Genomic DNA, 25,827 nt, shown 5'->3' with positions numbered 1-25,827 from the left:
GGCATCCATGCTGCTGGAAGCAATCATCCTCGGCCTTGTGCAGGGACTTACAGAGTTCCTGCCGGTCTCATCGAGTGCTCACCTGCGCATCCTCGGGGAATTCCTCCCGAGTGCGCAGGACCCCGGTGCCGCCTTCACCGCGATCACCCAGATCGGTACCGAGGCGGCAGTCGTGGTGTTCTTCTGGCGCGACATCGTCCGGATTGTCTCGCGATGGTCACTCGCTCTCGTACGCAAGGTGCCGCGGAACGACCCGGACGCCCGCATGGGCTGGTTGATCATCATCGGGTCGGTGCCGATCGTCGTGCTGGGTCTGCTTTTCCAGGATCACATCGAGACGACCCTGCGATCGCTGTGGCTGGTCGCCGGGATGCTGATCTTCTTCGGTGTGCTGCTGGGCATCGCCGACCTTGTGGGTGCGAAGCGTCGAAAGCTCGACCAGCTCACCCTGGGGCATGGCATCATCTTCGGGTTCGCGCAGGCTCTTGCGCTGATTCCCGGGGTGTCGCGTTCGGGAGGCACGATAACGGCGGGGCTGTTCCTCGGCTATGAGCGCGCGGCTGCCGCCCGCTACGCGTTCCTGCTGGCGATTCCCGCGGTCTTCGGGAGTGGCTTCTATCAGGTGGCCAAGAGCTGGGACGAGCAGGGGCCGTTCACCCCGATCGAGACCGCCGCCGCCACCGGTGTGGCGTTCGTCGTCGCACTCGGTGTTATCGCATTCTTCATGAGCTGGATCTCCAAGCGCAGCTTCCTGCCGTTCGTGGTCTACCGGGTAGCTCTCGGTGCGATCCTGCTCGTGCTGCTGAGCATGGGCATCATCCAGCCCTACTGAGTCGACGGCTCCAGCCGAAAGATGTCAGGGTTTGCGAGGCTCGTCGCGTCCACCGCGACCGGGTCCATCGCCGCGGCGACGCAGGTACTTCTCGAACTCCTGCGCGATCGCGTCTCCGGATGCCTCCGGTGAGTCCCAGGTGTCTCGCGTGCGCTCGAGCTGGTGGATGTACTCCGTCATTTCTTCGTCATCCGCTGCCGCCGCATCGATCGATGCTTCCCACGTGCGTGCCTGCGTCGGCAAATCTCCCCGATCGACCTTCGCGCCGGTGATGTCTTCGAGCCGATCGAGCAGCGCCAGGCTCGCCTTAGGTGAGGGAGTGTGCCCGGCGACGTAGTGCGGCACGCTCGCCCACAATTGCGCTGACGGGATGCCGGCGGCTGTGGCAACGTGCGAGATCACGCTCAGAATGCCGACGGGTCCTTCGTAGGAGCTGCGCTCAAGTCCGAAGGCTGCCCTCACCGGCTCGCTCTCGCTACCCGCGAAGACGGAGATCGGGCGAGTGTGCGGAACGTCCGACATCATCGACCCCATCGATACAAAGCCGGTGATGTCTTCGCGCAGGGCAACATCGACGAGTTCGGAGGCGAAAGCCTGCCATGCTCGCGCAGGCTCGACTCCCGTGAGAAGCCAGAGTTGCGTTCCACGTGTTGCCCGGGTCGGCCTGAGGATGGTCGTCTCGGGCCACGTGAGTTCCCGCGCGCCATCCGCCGTCGTACGAATCTGCGGACGCGTGTACTGGTAGTCGAAGTACAGTTCGGGGTCGACCGAGTAGACAGTTTCGTAGCCGCCGGAGTCGCGCAGATGAGCTACCGCGGAGGACGCTGCCTCACCTGCGTCGTTCCAGCCGTCGAATGCGGCGACGAGAACCCTGCGTCCCAGTCCCTCCACGTGACCTCCTCAGGTGGCGATCCATCCAGAATAGGACGCTGCCGTCAGCCGAGTGCGAGAAACGTCGAGGTCGTGGGGACCTGGGCGTGGGTGATCGCCAGTGGGGCCGTCGGTAGCATGGTTCGGTGACTGCACCATCCGCCCTCTCCGCTGTTCTCTGGGACATGGACGGCACGCTCGTCGACACCGAACCGTACTGGATCGCCGCGGAGACGCCGCTTGTCGAAAGCTACGGTGGCACCTGGACCCACGAGAAGGCGTTGTCGCTGGTCGGGCTCGCTCTCGAGGATTCCGCGCGCATCCTGCAGGGGGAGGGAGTGCGTATGTCGAGCCACGACATCATCGATCACCTCACCACTGAGGTGATGCGCAGCATTTCTCGGGACGGGGTTCCGTTCCGCCCGGGCGCGAGAGAACTTCTTGCCGACCTCAAGGATGCCGGTGTAAAGACCGCCCTGGTGACGATGTCGATGCGACGGATGGCTACCCATATCGCCGAGCTCATCGATTTCGACGCCTTCGACATCGTGATTGCAGGGGATGACGTCACTCGCCCGAAGCCGTATCCGGATCCGTATCTTCAGGCGTGCGCGTCGCTGGGCGTAGACCCCGTCGACACACTGGCCATTGAGGATTCGCCGAACGGGTTGCGCTCTGCTGTAGCGGCAGGGTCGGTTGTCCTGGGCGTTCCAGCCATGGTCTCGCTCGAGGGAGCGGGTGCCCACGCGGTGTGGCCCACGCTTCACGGCGTGAGTGCCTCCGACCTCGGTGAGCTTCACCGGGCACATCGAAAGGTCGGTGCCGCATGAGCACGACACCCCGTCTGTCCGGTCCCTTCCGCGTTGGCGATCGCGTCCAACTCACCGGCCCGAAGAACCGGCTTCACACGATCACGCTTCGCGAAGGTGGGGAACTCCACACGCATCATGGAGTCCTGCCGCACTCGACCCTGATCGGCATCCCCGATGGATCGGTCGTGGTCAACAGTGCGGGTCACGAGTATCTGGCACTTCGCCCGCTGCTGCGTGATTTCGTCATGTCGATGCCGCGGGGGGCAGCGATCGTGTATCCGAAGGATGCAGCGCAGATCCTCTCCGAGGCTGACGTGTTCCCAGGCGCTGTCGTCGTGGAAGCCGGCGTTGGCTCCGGTGCACTCTCCCTCTGGCTGCTGCGCGCGATCGGCGACGCCGGCCGTCTCGTCTCGTTCGAACGACGGCCGGAGTTTGCCGAGGTCGCCCAGGCCAACGTCGAGACGTTCCTCGGTCACCGCCCCGCATCCTGGGAGGTGCGCGTCGGCGACCTCGCGACCGAGCTTCCGACAGCTGTCGAGCCCGGAACGGTCGACCGCGTCATCCTCGACATGCTCGCGCCATGGGAGTGCATCGACGCGGTAGCCGAGGCCCTGACCCCGGGAGGGGTGGTCCTTTGCTATGTCGCTACCGCGACCCAGCTCAGTCGCGTCGCCGAGTACATCCGCAACACCGGTCTGTTCACCGAACCCGATGCGAACGAGACGATGGTCCGCGGCTGGCATGTTGAGGGTCTCGCCGTGCGCCCCGACCACCGAATGGTCGCTCACACGGGCTTCCTGCTGTGGGCGCGCCGCCTTGCGCCGGGTGCTGTCGCCCCCGAGCAGAAGCGGCGAGCCTCGAAGAGCAGCTACGGCGATGAGGATGTCGAGCTGTGGACTCCCGGCGCCGTGGGGGACCGTCAGATCACCGACAAGAACCTGCGGAAGCGAGTTCGCGAGGCGCAGCGCGCGGCCGACGGTGCGCGCCACGCTGCTGCCGGCGCGGCCCCTGCGGCGGCTGCCGAAACGGTAGAGCCCGACCGCCTAGACTGATCCGGTGCGAAAGACACCCGCCTTCCTCGCGACCCTCGGACTGACTGCTGCCGCGCTCGTCGGCTGCTCGGCAAGCCCGTCTGACGGGTGCGCGCGGGTCACCGACACCGATCCCGCCGTGACCGATCTCGTCAGCGTCACCGGCGACTTCGGTGCGGCCCCCGACGTCGAGGTGTATACGCCGTTCCAAGTGGATGAGTTGGCGTGGACCGACCTCACCGAGGGCGAGGGCACCCCAATCTCCACGCCCAACCAGATGGTCGTCCTCGACATGGTGGTCCTGAACGGGAAGACCGGTCAGCCCGCTGTCGCCACGTCCTACGACGAGACGCTCTCGAGCGTCTTCTCGATGTCGCGGTGGATCGACACGCTACCCGGCCTTGAGGAATCGCTGCAGTGCGCACAGGAGGGGGACCGCGTTGTCATCGCGCTCCCATCCGATGCCATCAACCCGGAAGCTGCGACCCAGATCGGGCTCGAGGAGGGCAGTTCTGCCGTGGCGGTTGTGGACGTGCGGAAGGTCTACCTGCCAAAGGCGGACGGTGCTGACCAGTTCACCGACAGCAACGGTCTTCCCTCCGTGGTCCGCGCCCCGAACGGGCGGCCCGGGGTCATCATCCCCGACGCCCCCGCACCGACCGAGCTCTCGATCCAGACCATCAAGAAGGGCGATGGCGAGGTCGTGACCGGTGACAGGCCGGTGCGCGCCCACTACACGGGCCTGCTGTGGGACACACGCGAGGTCTTCGACACCAGCTGGGATGGCGACCCGGTCTCGTTCGATCTGACCGCCGTGGTGCCGGGCTTCGCTGCGGCTCTCGAGGGTCAGACTGTCGGCTCGCAGGTGCTCGTCGTCGTGCCCCCCGATCAGGGCTACGGCGATGCGGGGCAGGGAGCGATTCCCGGCGGAGCAACGCTCGTCTTCGTGATCGACATCCTCGGCCTCGATCCTGAACCCGCGTCCTAGTCCAAATCACCCCCGGCAAGGGGGGATGCCGCGCACTGCGCACCTAGGATGAGGGGCGTGTCCTCGAAGTCAACTGCGCGCATCCCGCCCGAGGAGCGGCTCGTCAACCTCGTGGTTGCCCTGATGGCGACCGAGCAGGGGCTTACGAAGGAGACGATTCTGTCGTCTGTCTCGGGCTACCGCGAACAGTCCGAGGCCGGTACCTCAAAGGATGCGCTCGAGAAGATGTTCGAGCGCGACAAAGAGAGCCTCCGCGGTCTCGGTGTGCCGATCGAGACGATCGGCGATCGCGCCGATCCTGACGATCTCCGGGAGGCGCGGTACCGCGTCCCCACCGCAGAGTATGAGCTGCCCGCCGACATCGAGTTCACCCCCGCCGAACTAGCGCTGCTGAATCTCGCGGGGGGCGTGTGGAGCGAAAGCTCTCTGTCGGCCGACGCTCGCAGCGGGCTACGCAAGATCCGTGCGCTCGGCATCCCGCTGGAGGACCCGATCCTCGGGTACTCGCCGCGGATCAGCCTGCGCGAGCCGTCGTTTGCCCCCCTGCAGCGCGCGATCGAGGACTCGCGGATCGTGAGCTTCCGCTACATGCGGCCGGGAAGCGCCGCGCCGCGTGTGCGTCGACTTCAGCCGCTCGCGCTCGTCGAGTTCGAGGCTCGGTGGCACGTGTACGGCCTGGATCTCGACCTCGACGCGCCGCGCACCTTCCTACTCACGCGGATCATCGACGATGTGGTGATCACTCGCACTGTCGGAGATCCAGCGTTGCGTGAGGGTGCGGGGGAGCGAGCCCTTGCGGGTCTACGAGAACTCGCGGCGCGACAGCGGGCCCTCCTAGAGATCGACCCGGGCACCGAAGCCTGGCTACGTTTGTCGCGTCGAGCCGAACCTGCGGCCCAGGGCTACTGGGTGCCGTACGTGGATCTTCACGTTTTCGCTGACGAGTTGGCGTCGTATGGACCGGAAGTCCGCGTCGTCGAACCGGATGAGGTCAGGTCTGAGGTCATTAGCCGGCTTCGAGCCGTTCGCGACGCGCACACCGGAGCAGTCCTGTGAGCGGGGCATCTGTGGCGACCGACCGTGCGGCGTTGCTGTTGCAGCTCGTTCCGTACCTGATCTCCAAGGGAGAAGTTTCTGTCGCCGAGGCCGCAGACGAGTTCGACGTCACGGCCGACCAGATGCGCGCCATGGTGCGAGGGCTCACCGTCATCGGCCTGCCGGGTGACTCCGGCTACTGGCAGATGGCAAACGAGCTGTTCGACATCGACTGGGACCTCCTCGAGGAACGCGACCTCATTGTCATCACGAACTCGGTGGGCCTCGAGCGCGCGCCTCGCCTCACGGCGCGGGAGGCTGCGGCTCTGCTCGCGGGTCTCCAGCTTGCCGCCACGATCCCCGGCGTCGGCGACTCGCAGTTGTACGCCGGGTTGCTGTCCAAGCTCGGGCGCGGCGCCTCTCGGACCCCCGCGGCCGTGGTCGTGGCCTCAGAGCCGGTGGATGCCGTCAGGCGGCTGGTGACGGATGCTCTGGGGCGGCGCGTCGCGGTGAGCTTCACCTACAAGACCCCCGAACGTCCTCCGACAACCAGGACTGTCGACCCGGTGAAGGTCCTGATCGCTCAGGGGCAGTGGTACCTCCAGGGATGGTGTCATCTGCGCGAGGCGATGCGGACCTTCCACCTCGACAGGGTGAGCGATCTCGCGCTGACCGACATCCCGATCGCACATGGGCAGGAACCGGCGCCGGACTGGTTCGATGCAGCCGGTGCGAATGCGGGCGACGAGGTGATCGTGACGTTGGAGTTCCCGGCATCCGTTGCGCCTCTTCTTGGTGACTATCTCGATCGAGCGACCGTCACGACGACCTCGGGTGTCAGCACCGCCCGGATGCGCGTAGCCGACGAGGTGAGCCTTCGGCGGTTGGCAGCACGTCGCGGGGGAGACGTGCGGATTCTCGCGCCGATCGGCGCCCGCGAGGCCGCGCGGGAGTGGGCCGAGGCGGGTCTTGCCCAATACCCCGAGCAGACATAGGCAGACCAAACGAACGACGTCGACGGTTCTCAGGCCAGGTTCCGGCACCCGCGAGCGGCGCCGGGGTAGACTGCACACACCGCAATCGTGAGGAGACCCCATGGGGAACGCATTCGGGTGGCCGCACCTGCTGATCATTCTCGCGGTGATCCTGTTGCTGTTCGGCGCGGCGAAGCTGCCCGCGCTGGCAAAGAGCCTCGGTCAGTCAGCCCGTGTCTTCAAGGGCGAGATGAAGGCCATGAAGGACGACGACTCCAAGGATGCCGCGAAGCCCGACGTCGCAGCATCCGAGGCCGCTGACCCGTCCTCGACGGGTTCTGCCGGCTCGTCGCAGGCCGCGTCATCCAGCGGCCGAGATTCCACAGCCTGATCCTGCCGCGTGGCGACCAGTTCCCTGCCGCAGGTGGGAGAGCCCAACCGGCCGCGCCGTGACCGGAGGATGTCTCTCGGGCAGCATCTGATCGAGTTGCGCAAGCGGCTCATGATTTCTGCCCTCGCTCTGGTCGTCGGCATGGTCGTGGCGTTCATCATCACCGATCCGATCATTCGGCTGATCACGGTCCCCATCGTTGATGTCGCGGCTTCGCGGGGGGAGGATCTCAATGTCGAGGTCATGTTCACGACGGTTACGGGACCGTTCGACCTTCGCATCCGGATCGCTTTCGCGATCGGCATCCTGATCTCGGCGCCGATCTGGCTCTGGCAGATCTGGGCTTTCATCATGCCGGGACTCACCCGGAAAGAAGTCGGCTACACGGCTGGTTTTGTCGGTGCAGCCGTGCCGCTGTTCTTCGCCGGGACCGTCGTGGGGTGGCTGGTGCTCCCGCACGTCGTGGAGATCATGGCGACGTTCGCGCCCACAGGAACGTCGTTGTTCTACGACGCGACGTATTACTACGACTTCGTGTTCAAGTTCCTCCTCGTTGTCGGGGTCTCTTTCGTCCTGCCCGTCTTCCTCGTCGCCCTGAACGTCGCGGGGGTCATGTCGGGTCGCGGCATTCTCAAGGGCTGGCGGGTCGCGGTACTCGTCGCAACACTGTTCGCCGCGGTCGCGACGCCCGCCGCTGATGCCGTGTCGATGGTGATGCTCGCGGGGATCCTGATCGTGCTCTTCTTCGCGGCTGCCGGCGTCTCGATGTTGTTCGACAGACGCAAATCCAAGCGCCAAGCCTCCCTGCTGCCGCCTGAGGCTGCGGGGTGAGCGTTCCGAGCCCAGCGGAGCGATTTGCGCGGGCCGAGGCGGCCCGCGTGTATCCGGTCACGGCGGCGTTCGCCGACGATCAGCGGTTCGATCTCGATCCGTTCCAGATCGCCGGATGCCACGCGCTCGAGTCGGGTCGAAGCGTGCTCGTCGCCGCCCCCACGGGCGCGGGAAAGACCATTGTCGGCGAGTTCGCGATTCATCTGGCGATGCGGGAGCCCGCCGACAAGGCGTTCTACACGACGCCGATGAAGGCGCTCTCCAACCAGAAGTTCCGTGAGCTCGTGGATGTCTATGGTCCCGACGATGTGGGGCTTCTGACGGGCGATACCAACATCAATGGAAATGCCCGCGTCGTCGTCATGACGACCGAGGTGTTGCGCAACATGCTCTACGCGGGCTCGCCGGCGCTGCGCGACCTGCGCTATGTCGTCATGGACGAAGTCCACTACCTCGCCGACAGGTTCCGCGGTGCCGTGTGGGAAGAGGTCATCATCCATCTGCCGCCCGCGGTTCGTCTGGTCTCGCTCTCGGCAACGGTGTCGAACGCTGAGGAATTCGGTGACTGGCTCGACACCGTGCGCGGAGACACTGACGTCATCGTGTCGGAGACCCGACCCGTCCCGCTCGAGCAACACGTTCTGGTGCGCGGGGACCTCCTGCCACTGTTCGACGACCGTGCCGGCGTCGCGACGGCGCAGGTGAACCAAGAACTCATGCGTATCCGTTCGTTCAAGGGTCCGACCTACGAGAGCAACCGCCGCGTGCAGGCCAGTCGCAGCGCCGCCATGTCGGGAAGCCGCGGGCGCGACGGCCAGCATCGCCGGCCGCACAAGGGCGGTCACCGTCCCGTGCGGTCCGCGAACGCACAACGGATCGAACGGCTCGATCGCCCCGACGTGATCGAACTGCTCGCGCGATCCAATCTGCTTCCCGCGATCTTCTTCATCTTCAGCCGCGCCGGATGCGACGCTGCTGTGCAGCAGGTGCGTCGCTCCGGAGCACGCTTCACAACCCCCGAAGAGCGGGCGGAGATCCGGGCGATCGTCGAGGAACGCACTCGGACGCTGCTCGAGGAAGACCTCGCCGTGCTCGGATTCTGGGAGTGGCGTGAAAACCTGGAGCGGGGTGTCGCTGCACATCATGCGGGTCTTCTTCCGGCGTTCAAAGAGGTCGTCGAAGAGCTCTTCCAGCGCAAGCTCGTGAAGGTCGTCTTCGCGACCGAGACCCTCGCCCTGGGGATCAACATGCCGGCGCGAACGGTTGTGCTCGAAAAGCTCGAGAAGTTCAACGGCGAAGCGCGGGTCGCGATCACGTCGGGGGAGTACACGCAGCTCACGGGCCGCGCCGGACGCCGGGGGATCGACGTCGAGGGCCACGCCGTCGTCCAGTGGACCGAGGGACTTGACCCGCAGGCAGTGGCAGCATTGGCGTCCCGCCGTACGTATCCACTGAACTCCAGTTTCCGGCCGACGTACAACATGGCAGTCAACCTCATCGACCAGTTCGGCAGGGCCCGCGCGAGAGAGATTCTCGAGTCCTCGTTCGCGCAGTTCCAGGCCGACCGCGCTGTGGTGGGCCTGGCCCGGCAGGTGAAGGATGCTGAGGAGTCGCTCGCGGGCTACGCCAAGGCGATGAGCTGCGACAAGGGCGACTTCGCCGAGTATTCGGGCATCCGTCGCGAGTTGAGTGATCTCGAAAAGCTCAATCGCAAGGACGCCAATGCCTCCCGCCAGACGCGCGACAAGCGTCAGCGCGAGATCAGTGAGCTGCGCCGGCGCATGCAGCGGCATCCGTGCCACCAGTGCCCGGACCGTGAGCATCACGCCCGCTGGGCAGAGCGGTACTGGAAGCTGAACCGCACGGTCGAGCGCCTTCGTGGCCAGATCGATGCGCGCACGGGAACTGTCGCCCGGGTCTTCGACCGTATCGTCGACGTTCTGGCGTCCCTTGATTACGTGCGCGTGGATGCAGAGGGTGCGGCCAGGCTCACGGCCGCTGGTCGGACGATGCGGCGGATCTACGGCGAGCGGGATCTGCTCGTGGCCGAGTCACTGCGCCTTGGTCTCTGGAGCTCGCTGGATGCGCCGTCATTGGCTGCGCTGGCGTGCGCGCTGGTCTACGAACCGCGCCGTGACGAGCCGGGGGAGCGAGCGCTTCCCCGCGGCGCGTTCCGCGAGGCTCTAGCGCAGACCCTGGACCTCTGGCAACGCCTCGACGACCTCGAGCGCGACTCACGCCTTCCCGGGTCGGAGCCGCCTGCTGCAGGACTCGCGCTTGCCATGCATTCGTGGGCCAAGGGGATGCCGCTCGATCGTGTGCTTCGCGAGGCTGACCTCGCTGCCGGCGATTTCGTGCGGTGGGCCAAGCAGACGATCGACCTTCTCGACCAGATGTCGTTGGTGGCCGAGCCCGGTCTCGCCGCGGTCGCGCGCCGCGCGCTCGATGGCGTTCGGCGCGGAATCGTGGCGTACTCGTCGGTGTGATCGCCGAACCTTCAGCCGCACCATAGCCGTCGGAATCTAGGCTGGACCTTATGCCCGAAGCCTCGAGCGCCACACAGAGTCGTGCCATCGCCGTGCGTCCGATGCTGCCGTTGTGGGCCGCGGTGCTGGTGGCAGTTGCCGCCGGGCTCATTCTGGACCTGGCATACCCGTCGGTGGGCTGGTGGCCGCTCGCCTTCGTCGGGGTCGGACTGTCTCTGGTGACACTCATCGGGCGCAGCGCCTGGGGCGCCTTGCTTGTCGGGTTCATCTTCGGGATCACGTTCTATCTCGTCCACATCGTGTGGCTAAACCGCTACCTGGGCGTGATCCCGTGGTTCGCCCTGGCGGTCGTTGCCACGATCTACGTCGCTCTGGGGTCGGTGCTCATCGCGTTGGCCTACCGATGGATGCCGAGAGCCGTCCCTGGCCGGTGGGCTCAGCTCGTCCTCACGCCGCTGCTGATCGCGGGTCTGTGGGTACTGCGGGAACTTGTCACCGGGTCTTGGCCCTACACCGGCTTCCCGTGGGCGCGGATCGGGATGAGCCAATCCGAGAGCCCTCTCTCACACCTGACCTCGTGGATCGGGGTGACGGGCCTGTCGTTCCTGATGGTCGCCTTCACCGCCGGGATCATCGAGTGGCTGCGTCTGCGCCAGTGGTCGGATGTGCGCACTGCGCTGCCGGTCGCGGGCCTCGGGGTCGTCTTGCTCATCACGCCGCAGTTCCCCACCACCCCGGCGGGCACGATGACCGTGGGGAGCGTGCAGGGAAACGGCCCGTCCGGCTACTTCGATGCCCGTCAACGCAACGACATTCTGAACGCGCAGCTGTCAGCATCCACCGACCTGATCGGTCAGGACATGGATGTGCTGCTGTGGCCCGAAGGTGGGATCGATTCGGACCCGATGACCAACGCGACCACCGCCGCGGTTCTGGACGGACTATCGGAGGCGGTGGATGCTCCGCTTCTTGTCAACGCCGCGACGACGCGCGGCGACCTGACCTACAACACCTCGATCCTGTGGGAAGCAGGGGAGGGCGCCGTGCAGTATCACGACAAGACCCACCCGGTTCCGTTCGGCGAGTACGTGCCCGACAGGTGGTTCTACGAGATGATCGTGCCCGACCTGATCGGGCTCATCGGGCGTGAGTACACCCCGGGATCTAACCCTCCCTTCGTCGACATCGACGGCACCGGGGTGGGGCTCGCGATCTGCTTCGACGTCATCTACGACGACGTCATCCACGACGGCGCGCGCGACGGTGCGGAGGTCTACATGTTCCAGACCAACAACGCCGACTTCCGCAACACCGATGAGAACCTGCAGCAGCTCGCCTTCGCACGCACGCGCGCGATCGAGACCGGTCGTTCCGTGGTGAACATCTCCACCGTCGGGACAAGCCAGGTCATCGGCCCCGACGGTGCGACGATCGATTCACTGCCCGCCGATGAGGCTGGTGCGATGCTCACCGACGTTCCGCTGCGAACCGGTCTGACGCCGAGCATCGTGATCGGCGGCTCGCTGGGCATCGCAATCGCAATCCTCAGCATCGTCGGCCTGGTTGCCAGCGGCATCGTCGCGAGCCGCCGCCGGACATGAAACGGGACCGACCCGTGATCGGATCGGTCCCGTTTCACGCACCGCATCGGTGGAGGCTGCGGTGGGCGTCTGTCAGGCGCTCAGCTTGTCGACCGTGACGTCGTCGCCGGCGCCGCGGCGCGAGCGGACGAAAGCGAGGCGCTCTTCAAGGAGCTCCTCGAGCTCGGGAATCGTACGACGCTCCAGAAGCATGTCCCAGTGCGAGCGGGGGGCTTTGACGTCGCCGTGGTCAACGGTGACAGTCTCACCATCGACGCGGAGCAAAGCCTCGGCGCCACAGGTGCGGCATTCCCAGGTCTCAGGGACCTCGGCATCTGCCGCGAAGGTCATGGTGGTGTCACGCCCACAAGACGTGCAGGAGTAGGTGAATTGTGCTCGCTCATGAAATACGACGCCGTCCTCGCTCTGTAGGCTGGAGGCGCCGAGTCTCATGCCGCGGAGGCTTCGGTCTGCCATTGTGTGGTCCTCTCGTCGCTGTACAGGTATAACGCGCTCACCTGGGCAGATCATCCATGCCGACCCGCAGATGAGAGCATTCTCAGCCGATCTTCAGCGGCGGCGCTGTCCGAGAGTCTCGAGCGCAACGTCTACACGGTCCGTGACGATGCCATCGACTCCCATATCGACAAGCCGCAGCATGTCTGCGGGATCGTTCACGGTCCAGACATGCACCTCGACCCCGTGCGCGTGAGCGGCCTCAATCAATCGCGGCGTCACCACCCGCACCGGCCCCTGCCGTTCCGGGACTTGCAGTGCGTCGACTCCCGCCAGTGAAGATGTGACGAGCCGCGGCGACCGCGCGACGAGACCCCAGACGACGCGGGCAATCGTCTCGCGTCCCGCCGATGCTGCAGGCGCGACCGCGCCGGACGGTGCGTGACGAGCGGCCGATGCCAGGGCCGCTCGTCGGCGGGCATCCGCAAAGCTCGTCAGGAGGACGCGCTCACCGTGGCCGGCGACCAGGGCACCCACGGCGTCAGCGGCGCCGGGCGCCTTCACGTCGAGGTTGAACCTCACGGTCGGGAAGTCCTCGAGCGCAGTGCGTAACGTGATCAGGCCACCGCGATCTGCCATCAAGGCGGTCAATTCCGCGAGATCGACGTCGACGATGCGTCGAGGATCGCCGGTGACCCGACGAAGATCCGCATCATGGAACAGCACGACCTCGCCGTCGCGGGTGAGATGACAGTCGGACTCCACGTAGGTCGCGCCCGCTCGCTGCGCCGCGGCGACCGACGCGTAGGAGTTCTCCGCTATCGCGTCGTCAACCGTCAACCCCCGGTGCGCAAGGACGCGCGGATACGGGGCATCGACGAAGTAGGGGTGCGTCACGCCTGCTCGTCAGGTGCAGGCTTCGCGGCATCTCGCGGTCCGAACGCACTGGATACACCCTTCAGTGCCTCCGTGAACTCGCTCGGGATGATCCAGAGTTTGCTGGACGCGCTGTCGCTGATCTTCGGAAGAGTCTGCAGGTACTGGTACGCGAGGAGCTTGTCGTCCGGATTGCCCTCGTGGATGGCGTTGAAGACTGTAGCGATGGCCTCAGCTTCGCCCTGTGCCCGCAGGATCTGGCCCTGCTTTTCGCCTTCGGCCCGCAGGATCTCGGCCTGGCGTGCGCCCTCTGCCTGCAGGATGGCGGACTGCTTCGTGCCCTCTGCGGTGAGGATCGCCGCACGACGGTCACGCTCGGCGCGCATCTGCTTTTCCATCGAGTCCTGGATGGATACCGGGGGATCGATCGCCTTCAACTCCACACGCGAGACACGGATGCCCCACTTACCCGTCGCTTCATCCAGCACGACCCGCAGCTTCGTGTTGATCTCATCGCGGCTGGTCAGTGCCTCCTCGAGATTCAGGCCACCGACGACGTTTCGCAGCGTCGTGGTCGTGAGCTGCTCCACCGCGCCGAGGTAGTTCGCGATCTCGTAGGTGGCCGCGCGGGCATCCGTCACCTGGAAGTACACGACCGTGTCGATCGAGACAACGAGGTTGTCCTCGGTGATGACCGGCTGCGGGGGGAAAGAAACGACCTGCTCGCGCATGTCGATCAGCGGCCGCACCCGGTCGATGAACGGCACGAGAAGGTTCAAGCCGGGGGAGAGGGTCTTGTGGTACCGGCCGAGGCGCTCCACGACGCCGGCTGTGGCCTGCGGAATGATCCGAATCGATCGGAAGATCACCACGACCACGAAGATCGCAATGACCAGCAGCAGGACGATGACGAAGATCTGACCCGCGAACGCGCCGATGTCAATCATGTTCCATGGTCCTTTCTGTCGATGGCCGGGGCTGCGGAGCCACTTCGACGGCGGCGCCCCGTACCGCGATGACGCTGACCGGCTGTCCGACGTTCGCCTCAGCATCCGTCAGACCGGCGCTCAGTCGTGCCGTCCATGTCTCGCCGTTGTCGAGCTTCACCTCACCTGCCCCCTGCGTGAACGCGCGGGTCACACGGGCCGGCATCCCAACGAGCGCATCGACGTTCGTGAGGACGACCGGCGAACTTCGATGGAGCGCGCGCAGCAGGAGGGGGCGAATCGTGAACAGAAGAAGTGCTGAGGCGATTGCGGCGAGCCCGATCTGAAGCCACCACGGGCCGCCCAACAGGTTCGTCCCGAGGCCGCCGATCAGTGTTCCGGCAGCGAGCATCAGAAACGTGAACTCGAGGGTGAGGAGCTCGATGATCACAAACAGGACTGCCAGAGCGAGCCAGAGGATCCACAGATACTGCGTGAGATCGGGCAACATCCGAATCTCCTTCCTCTTGGTCCGACCCTATCAACGCAGGGCCCGGCGCGGACCGGTTGGTAGGGTCGGTACGCGCGCCATTCCGGTGCTGCCCCGCGGCTGAAGCGCCGACCTGCAACAGGAGCAATTGTGAGCGACATTTCCACCCCGATCGCCCTCGGAACGCTGCGCGGCAAGACTGCGCTCGTCACCGGTTCGTCGCGCGGAATCGGTGCCGACACCGTCCGCTATCTCGCAGCCGCGGGAGCGAACGTCGTCATCAACTTCCGCAACAAGGCTCCACGCGCCGAGAAGCTTGCCGCCGAGGTCCGGGAACTTGGCGTCGACGCTCTCGTCGTGGGAGCCGACCTGACCGATCCTGAGTCGGTCGCGGCGATGTTCGCTGCCGTCGAGCAGGCGTTCGGGGGGCTCGACATCCTGGTCCTGAACGCATCCGGTGGCATGGAATCCGGAATGGCAGAAGACTATGCCCTGCTGCTGAACCGGGACGCCCAGGTCAACGTGCTCGAGACGGCGGTGCCGCTTCTTCGCAGCGACGCACGGGTGGTGTTCGTAACCAGCCACCAGGCGCACTTCATCCGGACGACCCCGACGATGCCGGAATACGAGCCGGTTGCGCTGTCCAAGCGTGCCGGCGAGGATGCGCTTCGCGAGCGTGTGCCTGCGCTCCTCGAACGCGGGATCGGCTTCGTCGTCGTCTCGGGCGACATGATCGAAGGAACCATCACCGCGACGCTGCTGGAGCGCGCGAACCCGGGAGCCATTGCTTCGCGTCGCGAATCAGCCGGCAAGCTCTACAACGTGTCGGAGTTCGCCGCGGAGGTCGCACAGGCCGCTGTGGACCCGATCCCCGCCGACAACACGCGGCTCGTCGGTGACACGAGTTCCTTCATGGGGGAGTGACGTCGTCACGACATCCGTGCATGCAAGAAGGCCCCGGGAATTCCCGGGGCCTTCTTCACTGATACGAGCAGTCAGACGCTCTTCTTGCCGAACGTGAAGGCACGCACGATCTGGATGATGCCGAGCACGACGAGCGAGATCCCAACAATCCACCACAGGACGGCCACACCCAAGATGGGCGAGAACAGCAGCACGATACCGGCCATGATGCTGATGATCGCGAAGAAGATCGTCCAGCCCTTCGAGGCAGCGTCGTTGAGGGTGGTGAGTGAGACGATGCCCTCAACGATCCAAATGATTCCAACCAGGACGCCGATGAAGGTCGCGAACCAACCTGTGGTCGCGGCGAGGTTGAAGAAGGCGAAGATACCCGCGGCGATGAACAGAATGCCGAGGATGATGTGGCCCACGCGAGACCAGCCGCCCATCGACTTCGAGAAGATACCGAGCCCGGCGTAGACCAGCCCGCCCACGATGGCGTAGATCGCAACGATCGCGGTGACTGCCATCGCCGCGCGGCCTGGCCATACGAGGATCAGGATTCCGACGATGAGCGAGAGGACACCGGCGATGCCGAGCGCCGTGCGGACGCCGTTGATGGCCTCCTTGGCGACGGAGCTTTCGGTTGACATGGCGTTCCCTTTCTGGGAGTTAGCTGAGAGCTTGCGTTCTCAGCGTAGCGTTCCGGCCCGGCTTCGGGGGAGTGGGAGGGGTATGTCGGCCCGAGATCACCCGAAAAGGACGAGGACTCCAATCAGAACAGGGATGCACCCGATTGTGGTGAGGAAGACCGTGTCGCGCGCGACAGTTTCAGCAACTCCGAAGCGCTGGGCGAAGTTGAAGACGTTCTGGGCGGTCGGCAAGCTCGCCAGCACGACGACCGTGAGCGTTTCCGCCTTCGGAAGACCGAAGACCACGCTCGCGAGCGCCCACGCCAGGAGCGGCATCAGAATCAGCTTGAAGGCTGTCGCAACGATGACCTCACGGCGGTGCCCACCGGCGGCCAGAACCCGCTGCCCGTGCAGCGACATTCCGTAGCTCAGCAGCAGCACGGGGACGCAGGCGGCGGCGAGGAAATGCAGGGGTTCGGTCACAAGTGACGGGAGCTCGAGCCCGGTGGCGGCAACCAGCGTGCCAGCCACGGATCCGATGACGACAGGGTTCGTCACCGTGCGGATCATGATCCTGCCGACATTGCGGGTGGCGGCGGTGACGCTTTCGAGGATCGCCATCGAGATCGGGACGAGCACGAGGAGCTGGAACAGGATGACGGGTGCGGGGTATGCGGCCGAGCCCAGCAGATAGAGCGAGAGGGGGATGCCGATGTTGTTGGAGTTGACCTGGCCAGAGGCTAGTGCGCCGATCAGTGTGTCTCCCACGGGCCGCCGCCAGAACAGGCGGGAGATCGCCGCGTACAGACCGATGATGATGATCGCGGTGATGGCCGAGACCGGCAGGAGCGCAGAGAAGAGGGTGCCGATGTCAGCCTCGGACAAGACGACGAACAGCAGCACGGGGGAGAGGACGAAGAACACCAGCCGCCCGAGGACCGGGCCGGCCTGCGGGCCAAGGAGATTGATTCGTCCGATGACGTACCCGACTGCGATCGCGAGGCCGATGACCGCGAATCCGGTCGCAACGTTCAGCACGGGAGGTCCGGAGCTCGCATCGTCCCACGCTACCGCCGGCTCCCGACGCGCCAATCACGCGCGCGTGGCGGCTGGGGCTATGAGTGACCGGAACGGAAGATGTGGACGCTATCTGCGCGGTCGCGTTCGGTGAGGATGAGCGCGAGGACACCGAGTCCGATTGTGCCCGCAAGGCTCGACAGCGCGCTGAGGAGTGTTGCAACATCGGCCAGCGCCTGTTGTGGGAGTGCCAGGGTCGCATACATGCCTTGGGTGATGACGCCCACGAGGACGCTCAGACCGAGAACCCAGAGCGGCGCCCACCGCCACGGAGATGGAACGATGCGGGTCCGCGCGATCTGGACGGTCGCGATGGTCCCGGCGGCGAGCGGTATCAACAGGTCGAGGTAACCCAAGACAGAGCCGAGCATGACGGCGTCCAGCATCGCGACGATACCGGCCAGGATCAGTGCGCTGCCACCGATCGTCCACGTCAGGTTTCGCCGCCGCATCCTTCGAGCCTAACGAGCCAGACTGCGTCGGCTCGGTTACAACCGAGCCATCGTGGATAGTCGCCGATAATGCACATTATGTCAGCTCGGTCTGAACTGACCATGCTGCTCGAGGCTGAGCCCGCTCTCCTGGCCTGGCAGCGCTCGTGCTCGCTGGGCTCCCGGGTTAGCCTCGTTCTATCGGGTGTGGTGCGTGACGCGGAGGGCGTGTCGGATGCGGGGACGTGTCGGTTCAGATGATCGTGCCTGGCCTGGTTGCGCGGTGAGCGCCAAGGGTCGGCTGTCATGACCACTCCTCCCCCGGACGCCGACGAACAGGTCACGATCGCTGACCTCATGACCCCGGACTCGGACGACGACGCGTTTGTCGCCACCAACGGTCCCTCGCGGGCGCTGCGCATCACGGGTCTCGTGATCGCCATCGTGATGGTTGTCGGGATGGTGGCGACGGGTGGTTACGTCGCTTGGGCGCTGAACACTCCCCTGCCAGCCGCGACGCTGGAGTGGCAGACGCCGACCGTCGAGACTCCCCTTGCGGCCCAAATCTCGCTTCCGTCTTTCGGCTCTTCCGCGCTGAGCGTGTCAGGTGCAGATATCTATCTCGGAGAGGGCGCGAGCGGAATCTGGCAGACGTCCGGTCAGCAGGATCCCCAGGTCATGGCGAGCATCAGCAAGATCATCACGGCCCTCGTGGTGCTTGAGAAGTACCCGCTGGCCGACGCATCCGATCCCGGCCCGACGATCACGTTCTCGAAAGCCGACCACGATCTCTACGACCAGTACTACGTACGTGGCGCCACGATCGCGGCGATGCCGACGGGGACGAGGATGTCGTTGCACGACGCCCTTGCCACGATGTTGATCCCATCGGCGAGCAACTACGCCGAGGCGATCAGCCGCTGGGCGTTCGGCTCGATATCGGGCTTCCGCGCGGCGGCCCGCGATTGGCTCGCGGCGCATGGTCTGGCGGGCACCACGGTGGTCGAGCCGACCGGCCTGGACTCCGCGAATGTGAGCACACCCACGGATCTTGTCGCTATCGCAAAGCTTGCAGCAGCGAACCCGACGATCGCAGCCATCGTGGGAACCCCGTCGCTCACGATCCCCGGGCCCGGGTCCCTGCAGAACACGAACGCCTTGCTCGGCGTCGATGGCATCACGGGGATGAAAACCGGAAACCTCGGCTACGGCACGTTCGCCTTCCTGTTCACTGCCCGAATCGACGTCGACATTCTGCACCTGGAGGTGACAGGCGCAATTCAAGGTGGCGCGACACGAGAGTCAGTCAACGCCGACGTGCTCCGGATGCTCGACAGTATTCGCCGCGGGTTCCACGATGTCCCTGTTGGACTAGCGGGTGACCACATCGGCACCGTCACGGCACCGTGGGGCGGAACCACCGAGGTCGTGATCTCCCGCGACGTCGAGATCTTCACCTGGTCCGACACGCCGATCGCGGTCGAGGTTGCTATGGACGACCCGACCGAGTTCGCGACCGGCGATGTCGTGGGTCACATCACCTGGACAGCCGGTCCGCACAGCGAGAGCGCTGACCTCATCGTGACCGAGTCAATCGATCCGCCCACCGACTGGTGGCGACTGACACACCCTACGGAGCTCGTCGCGGGCTGAACTCGGCACCAGTCGGCGCGCAGCTCACCGTGGTCACCCAGAGCGCCTTGACACTAGATTCCGGATCTGGCATATGGCCTCATCCGGGCGGAGTCACGTGAACCAGCCGCTGTTGCGCACGGTTCTGTCTTGGAACTGATGCTGAGCGGCAGCCCGCGCTCGATCAACAGCTTCCTGCGCTTCGCGGCCTTCTTTCGCCTCGGAGAACGAGACGGGCTTGCGAACGAAGAGGCGAGTCACCCGGTTCCAGAACGTCATCATCGCCACCCCCTTGTGCCCCACGATAGACCAGCTCAGGCTCCAGCGGGCTCGATTGTCACCCAATCCCCGAACTTCGGCATCCGGCCATCGCCCGACGACCTGCCCGTCAGTCGTCGACGAACCCACGGCCCGACGTGCTCTCGGTAGTAGGCCAATCCACGCACCGCGTCGGCGGTGGACTGCTCAGGCATCGACCACCACTCCCCTGGTGCCGGGTGGCCCAGGGCGCCAAGGAGGCGCGCGGCGACGCGGTGATGCCCGCGGGCGTTCATGTGCAGCCGATCCGCAGACCAGAACGACGGATGCGACAGCTCGCGATCCGGCCAGTTAAGGGCACGAACGACATCGGGACGTTCGGCGATTCGCCCCACAACTGCTCTCGACAGGTCGTCGCCGCGGCGTTGGATAAGCGAACGGAACGGTAGCTGGGCCGAGGGATTGGCCCCCGAGAGCAGAATCAGGCGGACGCCCTCCTCATCGCACCGGCGCAGGACGGTGCTGAAGGCATCCGCGATGCTCTGAATCGTCGTGCGCGGCCGCAGCATGTCGTTGCCTCCCCCGTTGAACGAGAGGTGGGTCGGACGAAGAGCCAGCGCCGGCTCCAGTTGCTCTTCGACGATGGGCCACGCAAGCTTGCCGCGGATGGCGAGGTTCGCGTACGAGATCGGAGCGCCGAGCGCGTTCGCCCATCCCAGAGCGGTGAGGTCTGCCCACCCCCGCACAGTGCCATCGGGCAGCTCATCGCCGACGCCTTCGGAAAAGGAATCACCAATGGCGACGTAGCGGATCTCGTGCACGCCCCTAGCCTACGGGTGCCTCATCGCGCTGCCGGTCTGCGCCTTCTGCGATCATCTCGCGCGCCATCGGGATCACCCTGGCGCCGTAGAGCTCGATCGAGCGCATCAGCTGCTCGTGTCCGAGCGTGCCGTTCGAGTACTTCAGATCGAAACGGTCGATCCCCAGCGTCAACACGGTGTCGGCGATCTTGCGAGCAACCCGGTCGGGTGACCCCGAGTAAACCGCTCCCCCGGCTCCGACGTCGTGCTGGAACCGCATCCGACTGTAGGGCGGCCACCCGCGTTCGGCTCCGATACGGTTGTTCATCGCTTCGAACGCAGGATACGCCTGTTCCCACGCCTGCTCATCGGTATCGGCGATGTGACCCGGCGAGTGGACGCCGACCGGCTTGCGAGCGTGCCCGAACGAGGCCAGCGAACGATGGAAGAGCTCAACATAGGGTGCGAAGCGCTCAGCGGGTCCGCCGATGATCGCGAGCATGAGGCCGAAGCCGTACCGCGCTGTCCGGACGACGGATTCGGGTGACCCTCCGACGCCCACCCAGGTCGTCAGGCCGGACCCCTCGGTCTTCGGGTACACGTCAGCACCAGTGAGCGCGGCGCGGGTGGTTCCGGACCAGGTGACCGGGCGCTCCTGGCGCAAGAGGGAGAACAGTTCGAGCTTCTCCTCGAACAGGGCCTCGTAATCCTTCAGGTCGTACCCGAACAGGGGGAAGGACTCGATGAAGCTCCCACGGCCCAGTACCACCTCGGCACGACCGTTCGAGATGGCATCCAGGGTCGCGAACCGCTCGTAGACCCGCACCGGATCGTCTGACGAGAGAACCGTCACGGCAGTGCCGAGGTGGATGTCGCGGGTCCGCCCGGCGATGGCCGCGAGCACGATCTCGGGGCTCGACACCGCGAAGTCGGGCCGATGGTGCTCGCCGACGCCGATGAACGAGATGCCGAGTTCGTCGGCGAGCACAGCCTGGTCGACAAGATTGCGCAGCGTCTGTGCGTCAGAGAGGGGCGCTCCGCTCTCATCGACCGTGACATCACCGAAGGTATCGAGACCGAACTGAATCATGACGGCATCCTTTCCATGCATGTGCATAGAACCATACGGGTCCGGTCCCTATTCCATTCCTCAGATCAGCAACGCCGCACGTAGCGTGTCGAGCCCAACTCCGCCGATGTCGAGCGCGCGCTTGTGAAACGCCTTGATGTCGAACGCGTCGCCCTGTTGCTCGGCCACGGTGTCTCGCAACTGTTCCCAGATGCGCTGACCCACCTTGTAGGACGGAGCCTGCCCGGGCCAGCCGAGGTAGCGGTTGACCTCGAATTGAATGAACTCGTCCGACATGTTGACGTTGCGGCGCATGAAGGCGAGGGCGTAGTCGTGGTCCCATACGCCTTCGCCGTCCAAGCGGGGCTTGCCGAGGTGGACGCCGATATCCAACACGACGCGCGCTGCCCGCATCCGCTGCCCGTCGAGCATGCCGAGCCGGTCAGCGGGGTCATCCAGGTAGCCGAGCTGCTCCATGAGGCGCTCCGCGTACAGCGCCCAACCCTCCGCGTGGCCCGACGTACCGGCCAGCAGACGCCGCCACGAGTTGAGTTGTGCGCGGTTGTAGACGGCCTGAGCGATCTGCAGGTGGTGACCGGGAACGCCCTCGTGATAGACGGTCGTCAGTTCTCGCCACGTGTCGAAGTCCTCGACGCCCTCCGGAACCGACCACCACATGCGCCCGGGGCGCGAGAAGTCATCGGTCGGGCCGGTGTAGTAGATCCCGCCCTCCTTGGTGGGCGCGATCATGCACTCGAGCGTGCGGATCGGTTCGGGGATGTCGAAGTGCGTCTTCCCGAGCTCTGCCACGGCATGATCGCTCGTCTGCTGCATCCACGTTTGCAGCGCCTCGGTACCGTGAAGCTTTCGCGAGGTATCTCTCTCGAGGAACGCGACAGCCTCCTCGACGCTCGCGCCGGAAAGGATCTCGTCGGCGATCTGTTCCTGCTCGGCGACCATGCGCGCGAGCTCTTCGATGCCCCACTCGTAGGTTTCATCGAGGTCGATGGTCGCACCGAGGAAGCGTCGAGAGTGCAGCGCGTAGAGGTCCCGGCCGACTCCGTCCTGCTCAGAAGCGGCAGGGCCGACCTCGGCGGAGAGAACATCGGCGAGCTCTTCGTACGCCACGCGGGCAGTGCCCGCTGCGTCGGCGAGCTCACGGGCGAGGGATGCCGGAAGCTGCCCGTCGTTGGGTGCGGCCTCGGCGGCGAACTCCGCGAAGAAGCCGCGGTCACTCGTGTAGCGCCCGATCTGGGTCACGACTTCGCGCACCTGCCGCCTGGCGGGTACGACCCCAGCTGAGACTCCGGCTCGGAGGGTTTCGATGTAGCCGCGTACCGCCTCTGGGACCGCTCCCAGTCGCGTCGCGATGACAGACCAGTCCTCCGCCGTGTCGGTGGGCATGAGGTCGAAGACCGCGCGGATGTCCTGCGGCGGCGAGGCGATCACGTTCAGGTCGCGAAGATGCCACTGGGCGTCGTGGAGTTCGAGGTCGAGTTCCAGCTCGCGGGTAAGGTCTGCTTTCGTGACGCGATCGATGTCGTCCACGGGCTCGGTGGTGCGCAGCGCAGCGAGCGTCGTGCGGGCTTCGTCGGCGAGTGCGTCAGCGCCCGCTGGAGAATAGTCGCCGTAGCGGGCGTTGTGCTCAGCGCGACCGATGTACGTGGCGAGGGTGGGAACGCGCTCTGCGAGCGTATCGACCCACGCGTCTGCAATCGCGTCGATGGGCGTGGCAGATCGAGGAGCTTCAGTCATGCGTTCGAGCCTAACCAGAACGAGCGGTCAGTGCCCGGCGAGATTCCAATCGCCGCCGCGGCCCACTTCGACATCCAACGGCACGGACAGGGTCGCCGCGTCAGCCATCCTCTGCCTGACGATCTCTTCGACCTGGTCCCACTCCTCCGGCGCGACTTCGACAACGAGCTCGTCGTGGATCTGCAGCAACACCCGCGAACGCAGATCGCTGTCGCGGAGGTCTTGGTGGATGCGGAACAGCGCGATCTTCATGATGTCGGCAGCGCTGCCTTGGATGGGTGCGTTGAGCGCAGCGCGTTCGGCATTCTCGCGCAGAACACGGTTCGGGCTGGTGAGGTCTGGGAAGGGGCGGCGGCGACCGAAGATCGTCTCGGTGTACCCGTCTATCCGAGCCTTCTCGACAGAAGCGCGCAGGTAGTCGCGCACCGCGCCGAATCGCGCGAAGTACTCCATCATGAGCTGCTTGGCCTCGGCTTGTTCGATGCGCAGCTGCTTGGACAGCCCGAAGGCAGAGAGGCCGTAGACGAGGCCGTACGACATGGCTTTGACCTTCGTGCGCATCTGCGGGGTGACATCGGCGGGGTCCACACCGAACACGCGCGCGCCGACGAAGCGATGCAGATCCTCACCCGAATTGAAGGCCTCGATGAGCCCGGGGTCCTCCGACAGATGCGCCATGATGCGCATTTCGATTTGCGAGTAGTCGGCGGTCAGGAGGGTTTCATACCCGGCGCCGACAACGAATGCCGAACGGATACGGCGGCTGTCTTCGGTCCGGATGGGGATGTTCTGCAGATTGGGGTCGGTGCTCGAGAGGCGCCCCGTTTGGCTCCCCGTCTGCACGTAGGTTGTGTGGATTCGGCCGTCGGTGCCGATCGCGGCATCCAGCGACTCGATGATCTGCCTGAGCTTGGTCGCCTCGCGATGCTGGAGGAGCAGACCAAGGAACGGATGCGGATTGGTCTCTTGCAGATCGGCCAGAACCGCGGCATCCGTCGAGTAGCCGGTCTTCGTCTTGCGGGTCTTGGGGAGTCCCAGCTCTTCGAAGAGCACCTCCTGGAGCTGCTTCGGGGACCCGAGGTTGACCTCGCGACCGATTGTGTCGAAAGCTTCGGCGGCGATCGCATCGGCGCGGGCGCCGAGTTCTGCCGAGAACGCGGCAAGCGTCTCGTGCGAAACTGCCACCCCGTCCAGCTCCATGTCGACGAGCGCGTCGAGGGTCGGAAGCTCGATCTCGCGGAGCACGCCGGCGAGGTCATCCGGCAGTTCAGCCCGAAGCGCGTTCGCGACCCGCAGCGTGAACCACGACAGCTGCCCGGGAGTGGCGCCCTCGGTTTCGGGAATCAGCTGCGTCGGATCGGCCTCAGGGAGCTTCTCCCCCAGGTAGCGGTCGACGAGATCTGCGAGTGTCTTGTCGGGGAAGCTCGGACGAAGAAGCCACCCGGCCAACGCAGTGTCGAACGCGACACCCCCGACGGTGACGCCCGCACGACGCAGCATCTTTATCTGGGCCTTGGCGTCGGCGAAAACTTTCGGGCTATCGGACGCGAACCAGCCCGAGAGGTGGGCCGCCGACTCTGTCGTCCAGCTGGTTTCGACAACATCGGCTTCGCGCGCGAACCCCACACGGGCCGGGAGGGATGCCGAACTCGCGGCGCCTGCGCTTGGAACGACAGTCACCGCGACCTCGCCGACGCCGCCTGCCAGCCACGCAGCCACAGCATCGGAGTTCGCCTCTGTGGCAACCGGCAGATGCACCGCCGGCGCTGCATCCGCGGGTTCCTCGCCGCCAAAGGCCTCGAACACGCGCGGCAGCAGGGTACGAAACTCCAGCCGCGCGAAGATGTCGCGCACGCCCTGTGCATCCATACCGGTGACAGCTAGCTCGTCGGGGCCGACCGGCAGCTCGACGTCGCGCAAGAGCCGATTCAGCGCGCGGTTGCGCTTGACGTCATCGAGGTGCTCGCGCAGGTTGTTGCCCACCACTCCCGTGACACGGTCGGCGTTCTCGAGCAGGTCTTCAAGGGTGCCGAACTGGGTCAGCCACTTCACCGCCGTCTTCTCCCCCACCTTGGGGACGCCGGGGAGATTGTCGCTGGTCTCGCCGACCAGGGCCGCGATGTCGGGGTATTGCTCAGGCGAAACGCCGTAACGCTCGCGTACCGCTTCAGGGTCGTACCGCTTGAGTTGGGACACCCCCTGCACACTCGGGTAGAGCAGTGTGATGCGCTCATCCACGAGCTGAATCGTGTCGCGGTCACCCGAGCAGACGAGCACGTGATACCCGGCATCCGCGCCCCGGGTTGCCAGAGTGGCGAGGATGTCGTCGGCTTCGATGTCTTCTTGCTGGAGCACCGTGATGTTCATGGCCCGGAGGCAGTCCTGCAGCAGGGGGATCTGGCCCTGGAACTCCTTCGGGGTCTCGGCACGGTTCGCCTTGTATTCCGCGTACTCACGGGTACGGAACGACTGGCGCGAAGTGTCGAAAGCTACAGCGACATGCGTGGGCTTCTCGGCCTTGACCAGGTTCACAAACATCGACAGGAACCCGTAGATCCCGTTCGTGTGCTGACCGTCCTTGGTGGTGAAGTTCTCGACGGGGAGGGCGAAAAACGCCCGAAAGGCCAGCGAGTGGCCGTCGACGACCAGGAGGGTAGGCTTCGAGGAGTCCGTCACTCTGTCAGCCTACCCA

General features: G+C 65.5%; 25 protein-coding genes. 12 read left to right on the top strand and 13 right to left on the bottom strand.

From position 1 onward, the window contains the following. The first annotated feature begins 7 nt into the window (after window positions 1–7). Window positions 8–832 (top strand): undecaprenyl-diphosphate phosphatase, encoded by an 825-nt coding sequence (locus AB0O89_RS00345; protein ID WP_363493217.1) that lies wholly within the window; start codon window positions 8–10, stop codon window positions 830–832. Between the two features lie 24 nt (window positions 833–856). Here AB0O89_RS00345 and AB0O89_RS00340 read toward each other — a convergent pair whose 3' ends face one another. Next, entirely contained in the window at window positions 857–1,723 is an 867-nt protein-coding gene (locus tag AB0O89_RS00340) for a PAC2 family protein (RefSeq protein ID WP_341579076.1), read from the bottom strand. Window positions 1,724–1,848: 125 nt separating this feature from the next. On the opposite strand from AB0O89_RS00340, the gene AB0O89_RS00335 reads away from it, so the two are divergent. The 9 genes from AB0O89_RS00335 to lnt all read left to right on the top strand — a co-directional run bounded on the left by AB0O89_RS00335 (window position 1,849) and on the right by lnt (window position 11,851). Beyond that, window positions 1,849–2,532 carry an HAD family phosphatase gene (locus tag AB0O89_RS00335; protein WP_341579075.1) on the top strand — a complete coding sequence of 228 codons (684 nt, stop codon included), beginning with the start codon at window positions 1,849–1,851 and terminating at the stop codon, window positions 2,530–2,532. Next, window positions 2,529–3,566: a tRNA (adenine-N1)-methyltransferase gene (locus tag AB0O89_RS00330; protein WP_341579074.1), complete on the top strand. Its 1,038-nt coding sequence runs from the start codon at window positions 2,529–2,531 to the stop codon at window positions 3,564–3,566. Before AB0O89_RS00335 ends, AB0O89_RS00330 begins: the two co-directional genes overlap by 4 nt. Before the next feature lie 4 nt (window positions 3,567–3,570). After that, on the top strand, window positions 3,571–4,533 hold the full coding sequence (locus tag AB0O89_RS00325; protein WP_341579073.1) for an FKBP-type peptidyl-prolyl cis-trans isomerase: 963 nt from the start codon (window positions 3,571–3,573) through the stop codon (window positions 4,531–4,533). Window positions 4,534–4,590: 57 nt separating this feature from the next. Further along, a complete protein-coding gene (locus AB0O89_RS00320; RefSeq protein ID WP_363493213.1) occupies window positions 4,591–5,589 on the top strand; it encodes a WYL domain-containing protein in 999 nt (332 codons plus the stop codon). Window positions 5,590–5,600: 11 nt separating this feature from the next. Further along, a complete protein-coding gene (locus AB0O89_RS00315; RefSeq protein ID WP_363493211.1) occupies window positions 5,601–6,563 on the top strand; it encodes a WYL domain-containing protein in 963 nt (320 codons plus the stop codon). Between the two features lie 100 nt (window positions 6,564–6,663). Further along, window positions 6,664–6,933, top strand: a complete 270-nt coding sequence (tatA, locus tag AB0O89_RS00310; protein WP_292710496.1) for a Sec-independent protein translocase subunit TatA — start codon at window positions 6,664–6,666, stop codon at window positions 6,931–6,933. A gap of 69 nt (window positions 6,934–7,002) precedes the next feature. Then, entirely contained in the window at window positions 7,003–7,764 is a 762-nt protein-coding gene (tatC, locus tag AB0O89_RS00305; protein ID WP_292710603.1) for a twin-arginine translocase subunit TatC, read from the top strand. Then, window positions 7,761–10,250, top strand: coding sequence for a DEAD/DEAH box helicase (locus tag AB0O89_RS00300; RefSeq protein ID WP_363493209.1), 2,490 nt, complete (start codon window positions 7,761–7,763; stop codon window positions 10,248–10,250). The genes tatC and AB0O89_RS00300 overlap by 4 nt, the downstream gene beginning before the upstream one ends. 50 nt (window positions 10,251–10,300) lie before the next feature. Further along, on the top strand, window positions 10,301–11,851 hold the full coding sequence (lnt, locus tag AB0O89_RS00295; RefSeq protein WP_363493207.1) for an apolipoprotein N-acyltransferase: 1,551 nt from the start codon (window positions 10,301–10,303) through the stop codon (window positions 11,849–11,851). 72 nt (window positions 11,852–11,923) lie between these two features. On the opposite strand, the gene AB0O89_RS00290 is transcribed toward lnt, so the two are convergent. The 4 genes from AB0O89_RS00290 to AB0O89_RS00275 all read right to left on the bottom strand — a co-directional run bounded on the left by AB0O89_RS00290 (window position 11,924) and on the right by AB0O89_RS00275 (window position 14,599). Continuing rightward, window positions 11,924–12,307 carry an RNA polymerase-binding protein RbpA gene (locus AB0O89_RS00290; RefSeq protein ID WP_292710486.1) on the bottom strand — a complete coding sequence of 128 codons (384 nt, stop codon included), beginning with the start codon at window positions 12,305–12,307 and terminating at the stop codon, window positions 11,924–11,926. 93 nt (window positions 12,308–12,400) lie between these two features. Beyond that, window positions 12,401–13,183 (bottom strand): glycerophosphodiester phosphodiesterase family protein, encoded by a 783-nt coding sequence (locus AB0O89_RS00285; protein WP_363493204.1) that lies wholly within the window; start codon window positions 13,181–13,183, stop codon window positions 12,401–12,403. Beyond that, window positions 13,180–14,109: an SPFH domain-containing protein gene (locus AB0O89_RS00280; protein ID WP_363493202.1), complete on the bottom strand. Its 930-nt coding sequence runs from the start codon at window positions 14,107–14,109 to the stop codon at window positions 13,180–13,182. Before AB0O89_RS00280 ends, AB0O89_RS00285 begins: the two co-directional genes overlap by 4 nt. After that, window positions 14,102–14,599, bottom strand: a complete 498-nt coding sequence (locus tag AB0O89_RS00275) for an NfeD family protein (RefSeq protein WP_292710476.1) — start codon at window positions 14,597–14,599, stop codon at window positions 14,102–14,104. Before AB0O89_RS00275 ends, AB0O89_RS00280 begins: the two co-directional genes overlap by 8 nt. Before the next feature lie 138 nt (window positions 14,600–14,737). On the opposite strand from AB0O89_RS00275, the gene AB0O89_RS00270 reads away from it, so the two are divergent. Continuing rightward, window positions 14,738–15,502 carry an SDR family oxidoreductase gene (locus AB0O89_RS00270; RefSeq protein WP_363493657.1) on the top strand — a complete coding sequence of 255 codons (765 nt, stop codon included), beginning with the start codon at window positions 14,738–14,740 and terminating at the stop codon, window positions 15,500–15,502. A gap of 71 nt (window positions 15,503–15,573) precedes the next feature. Here the strand turns inward: AB0O89_RS00270 and AB0O89_RS00265 are convergent, their stop codons facing one another. The 3 genes from AB0O89_RS00265 to AB0O89_RS00255 form a co-directional block, all read right to left on the bottom strand. After that, complete coding sequence (locus AB0O89_RS00265) at window positions 15,574–16,134, bottom strand: DUF308 domain-containing protein (RefSeq protein WP_363493200.1); 561 nt, start codon at window positions 16,132–16,134, stop codon at window positions 15,574–15,576. Between the two features lie 96 nt (window positions 16,135–16,230). After that, window positions 16,231–17,151, bottom strand: a complete 921-nt coding sequence (locus AB0O89_RS00260; RefSeq protein ID WP_363493198.1) for an AEC family transporter — start codon at window positions 17,149–17,151, stop codon at window positions 16,231–16,233. Between the two features lie 77 nt (window positions 17,152–17,228). Beyond that, window positions 17,229–17,642: a hypothetical protein gene (locus tag AB0O89_RS00255; RefSeq protein ID WP_363493196.1), complete on the bottom strand. Its 414-nt coding sequence runs from the start codon at window positions 17,640–17,642 to the stop codon at window positions 17,229–17,231. Window positions 17,643–17,927: 285 nt separating this feature from the next. Between AB0O89_RS00255 and AB0O89_RS00250 the strand changes: the two genes are divergently transcribed. Then, complete coding sequence (locus AB0O89_RS00250; RefSeq protein WP_363493194.1) at window positions 17,928–19,274, top strand: D-alanyl-D-alanine carboxypeptidase; 1,347 nt, start codon at window positions 17,928–17,930, stop codon at window positions 19,272–19,274. A 93-nt stretch (window positions 19,275–19,367) separates the two neighbouring features. On the opposite strand, the gene AB0O89_RS00245 is transcribed toward AB0O89_RS00250, so the two are convergent. The 5 genes from AB0O89_RS00245 to polA are packed head-to-tail and all read right to left on the bottom strand — an operon-like array spanning window position 19,368 to window position 25,811. Next, a complete protein-coding gene (locus tag AB0O89_RS00245; RefSeq protein ID WP_292710462.1) occupies window positions 19,368–19,535 on the bottom strand; it encodes a hypothetical protein in 168 nt (55 codons plus the stop codon). A gap of 32 nt (window positions 19,536–19,567) precedes the next feature. After that, window positions 19,568–20,332 (bottom strand): SGNH/GDSL hydrolase family protein, encoded by a 765-nt coding sequence (locus tag AB0O89_RS00240; protein WP_363493191.1) that lies wholly within the window; start codon window positions 20,330–20,332, stop codon window positions 19,568–19,570. A gap of 4 nt (window positions 20,333–20,336) precedes the next feature. Continuing rightward, window positions 20,337–21,401 (bottom strand): LLM class flavin-dependent oxidoreductase, encoded by a 1,065-nt coding sequence (locus tag AB0O89_RS00235; protein ID WP_363493189.1) that lies wholly within the window; start codon window positions 21,399–21,401, stop codon window positions 20,337–20,339. A 60-nt stretch (window positions 21,402–21,461) separates the two neighbouring features. Further along, a complete protein-coding gene (locus AB0O89_RS00230) occupies window positions 21,462–23,135 on the bottom strand; it encodes a DUF885 domain-containing protein (protein WP_363493187.1) in 1,674 nt (557 codons plus the stop codon). 27 nt (window positions 23,136–23,162) lie between these two features. Next, complete coding sequence (gene polA, locus AB0O89_RS00225; RefSeq protein WP_363493185.1) at window positions 23,163–25,811, bottom strand: DNA polymerase I; 2,649 nt, start codon at window positions 25,809–25,811, stop codon at window positions 23,163–23,165. Window positions 25,812–25,827 lie beyond the last annotated feature (16 nt).

Origin of the sequence: Microbacterium sp. NPDC076895 (assembly GCF_040687115.1) — a bacterium.
GTDB lineage: Bacteria > Actinomycetota > Actinomycetes > Actinomycetales > Microbacteriaceae > Microbacterium.
This window is presented reverse-complemented; position numbering and strand designations above follow the sequence as displayed.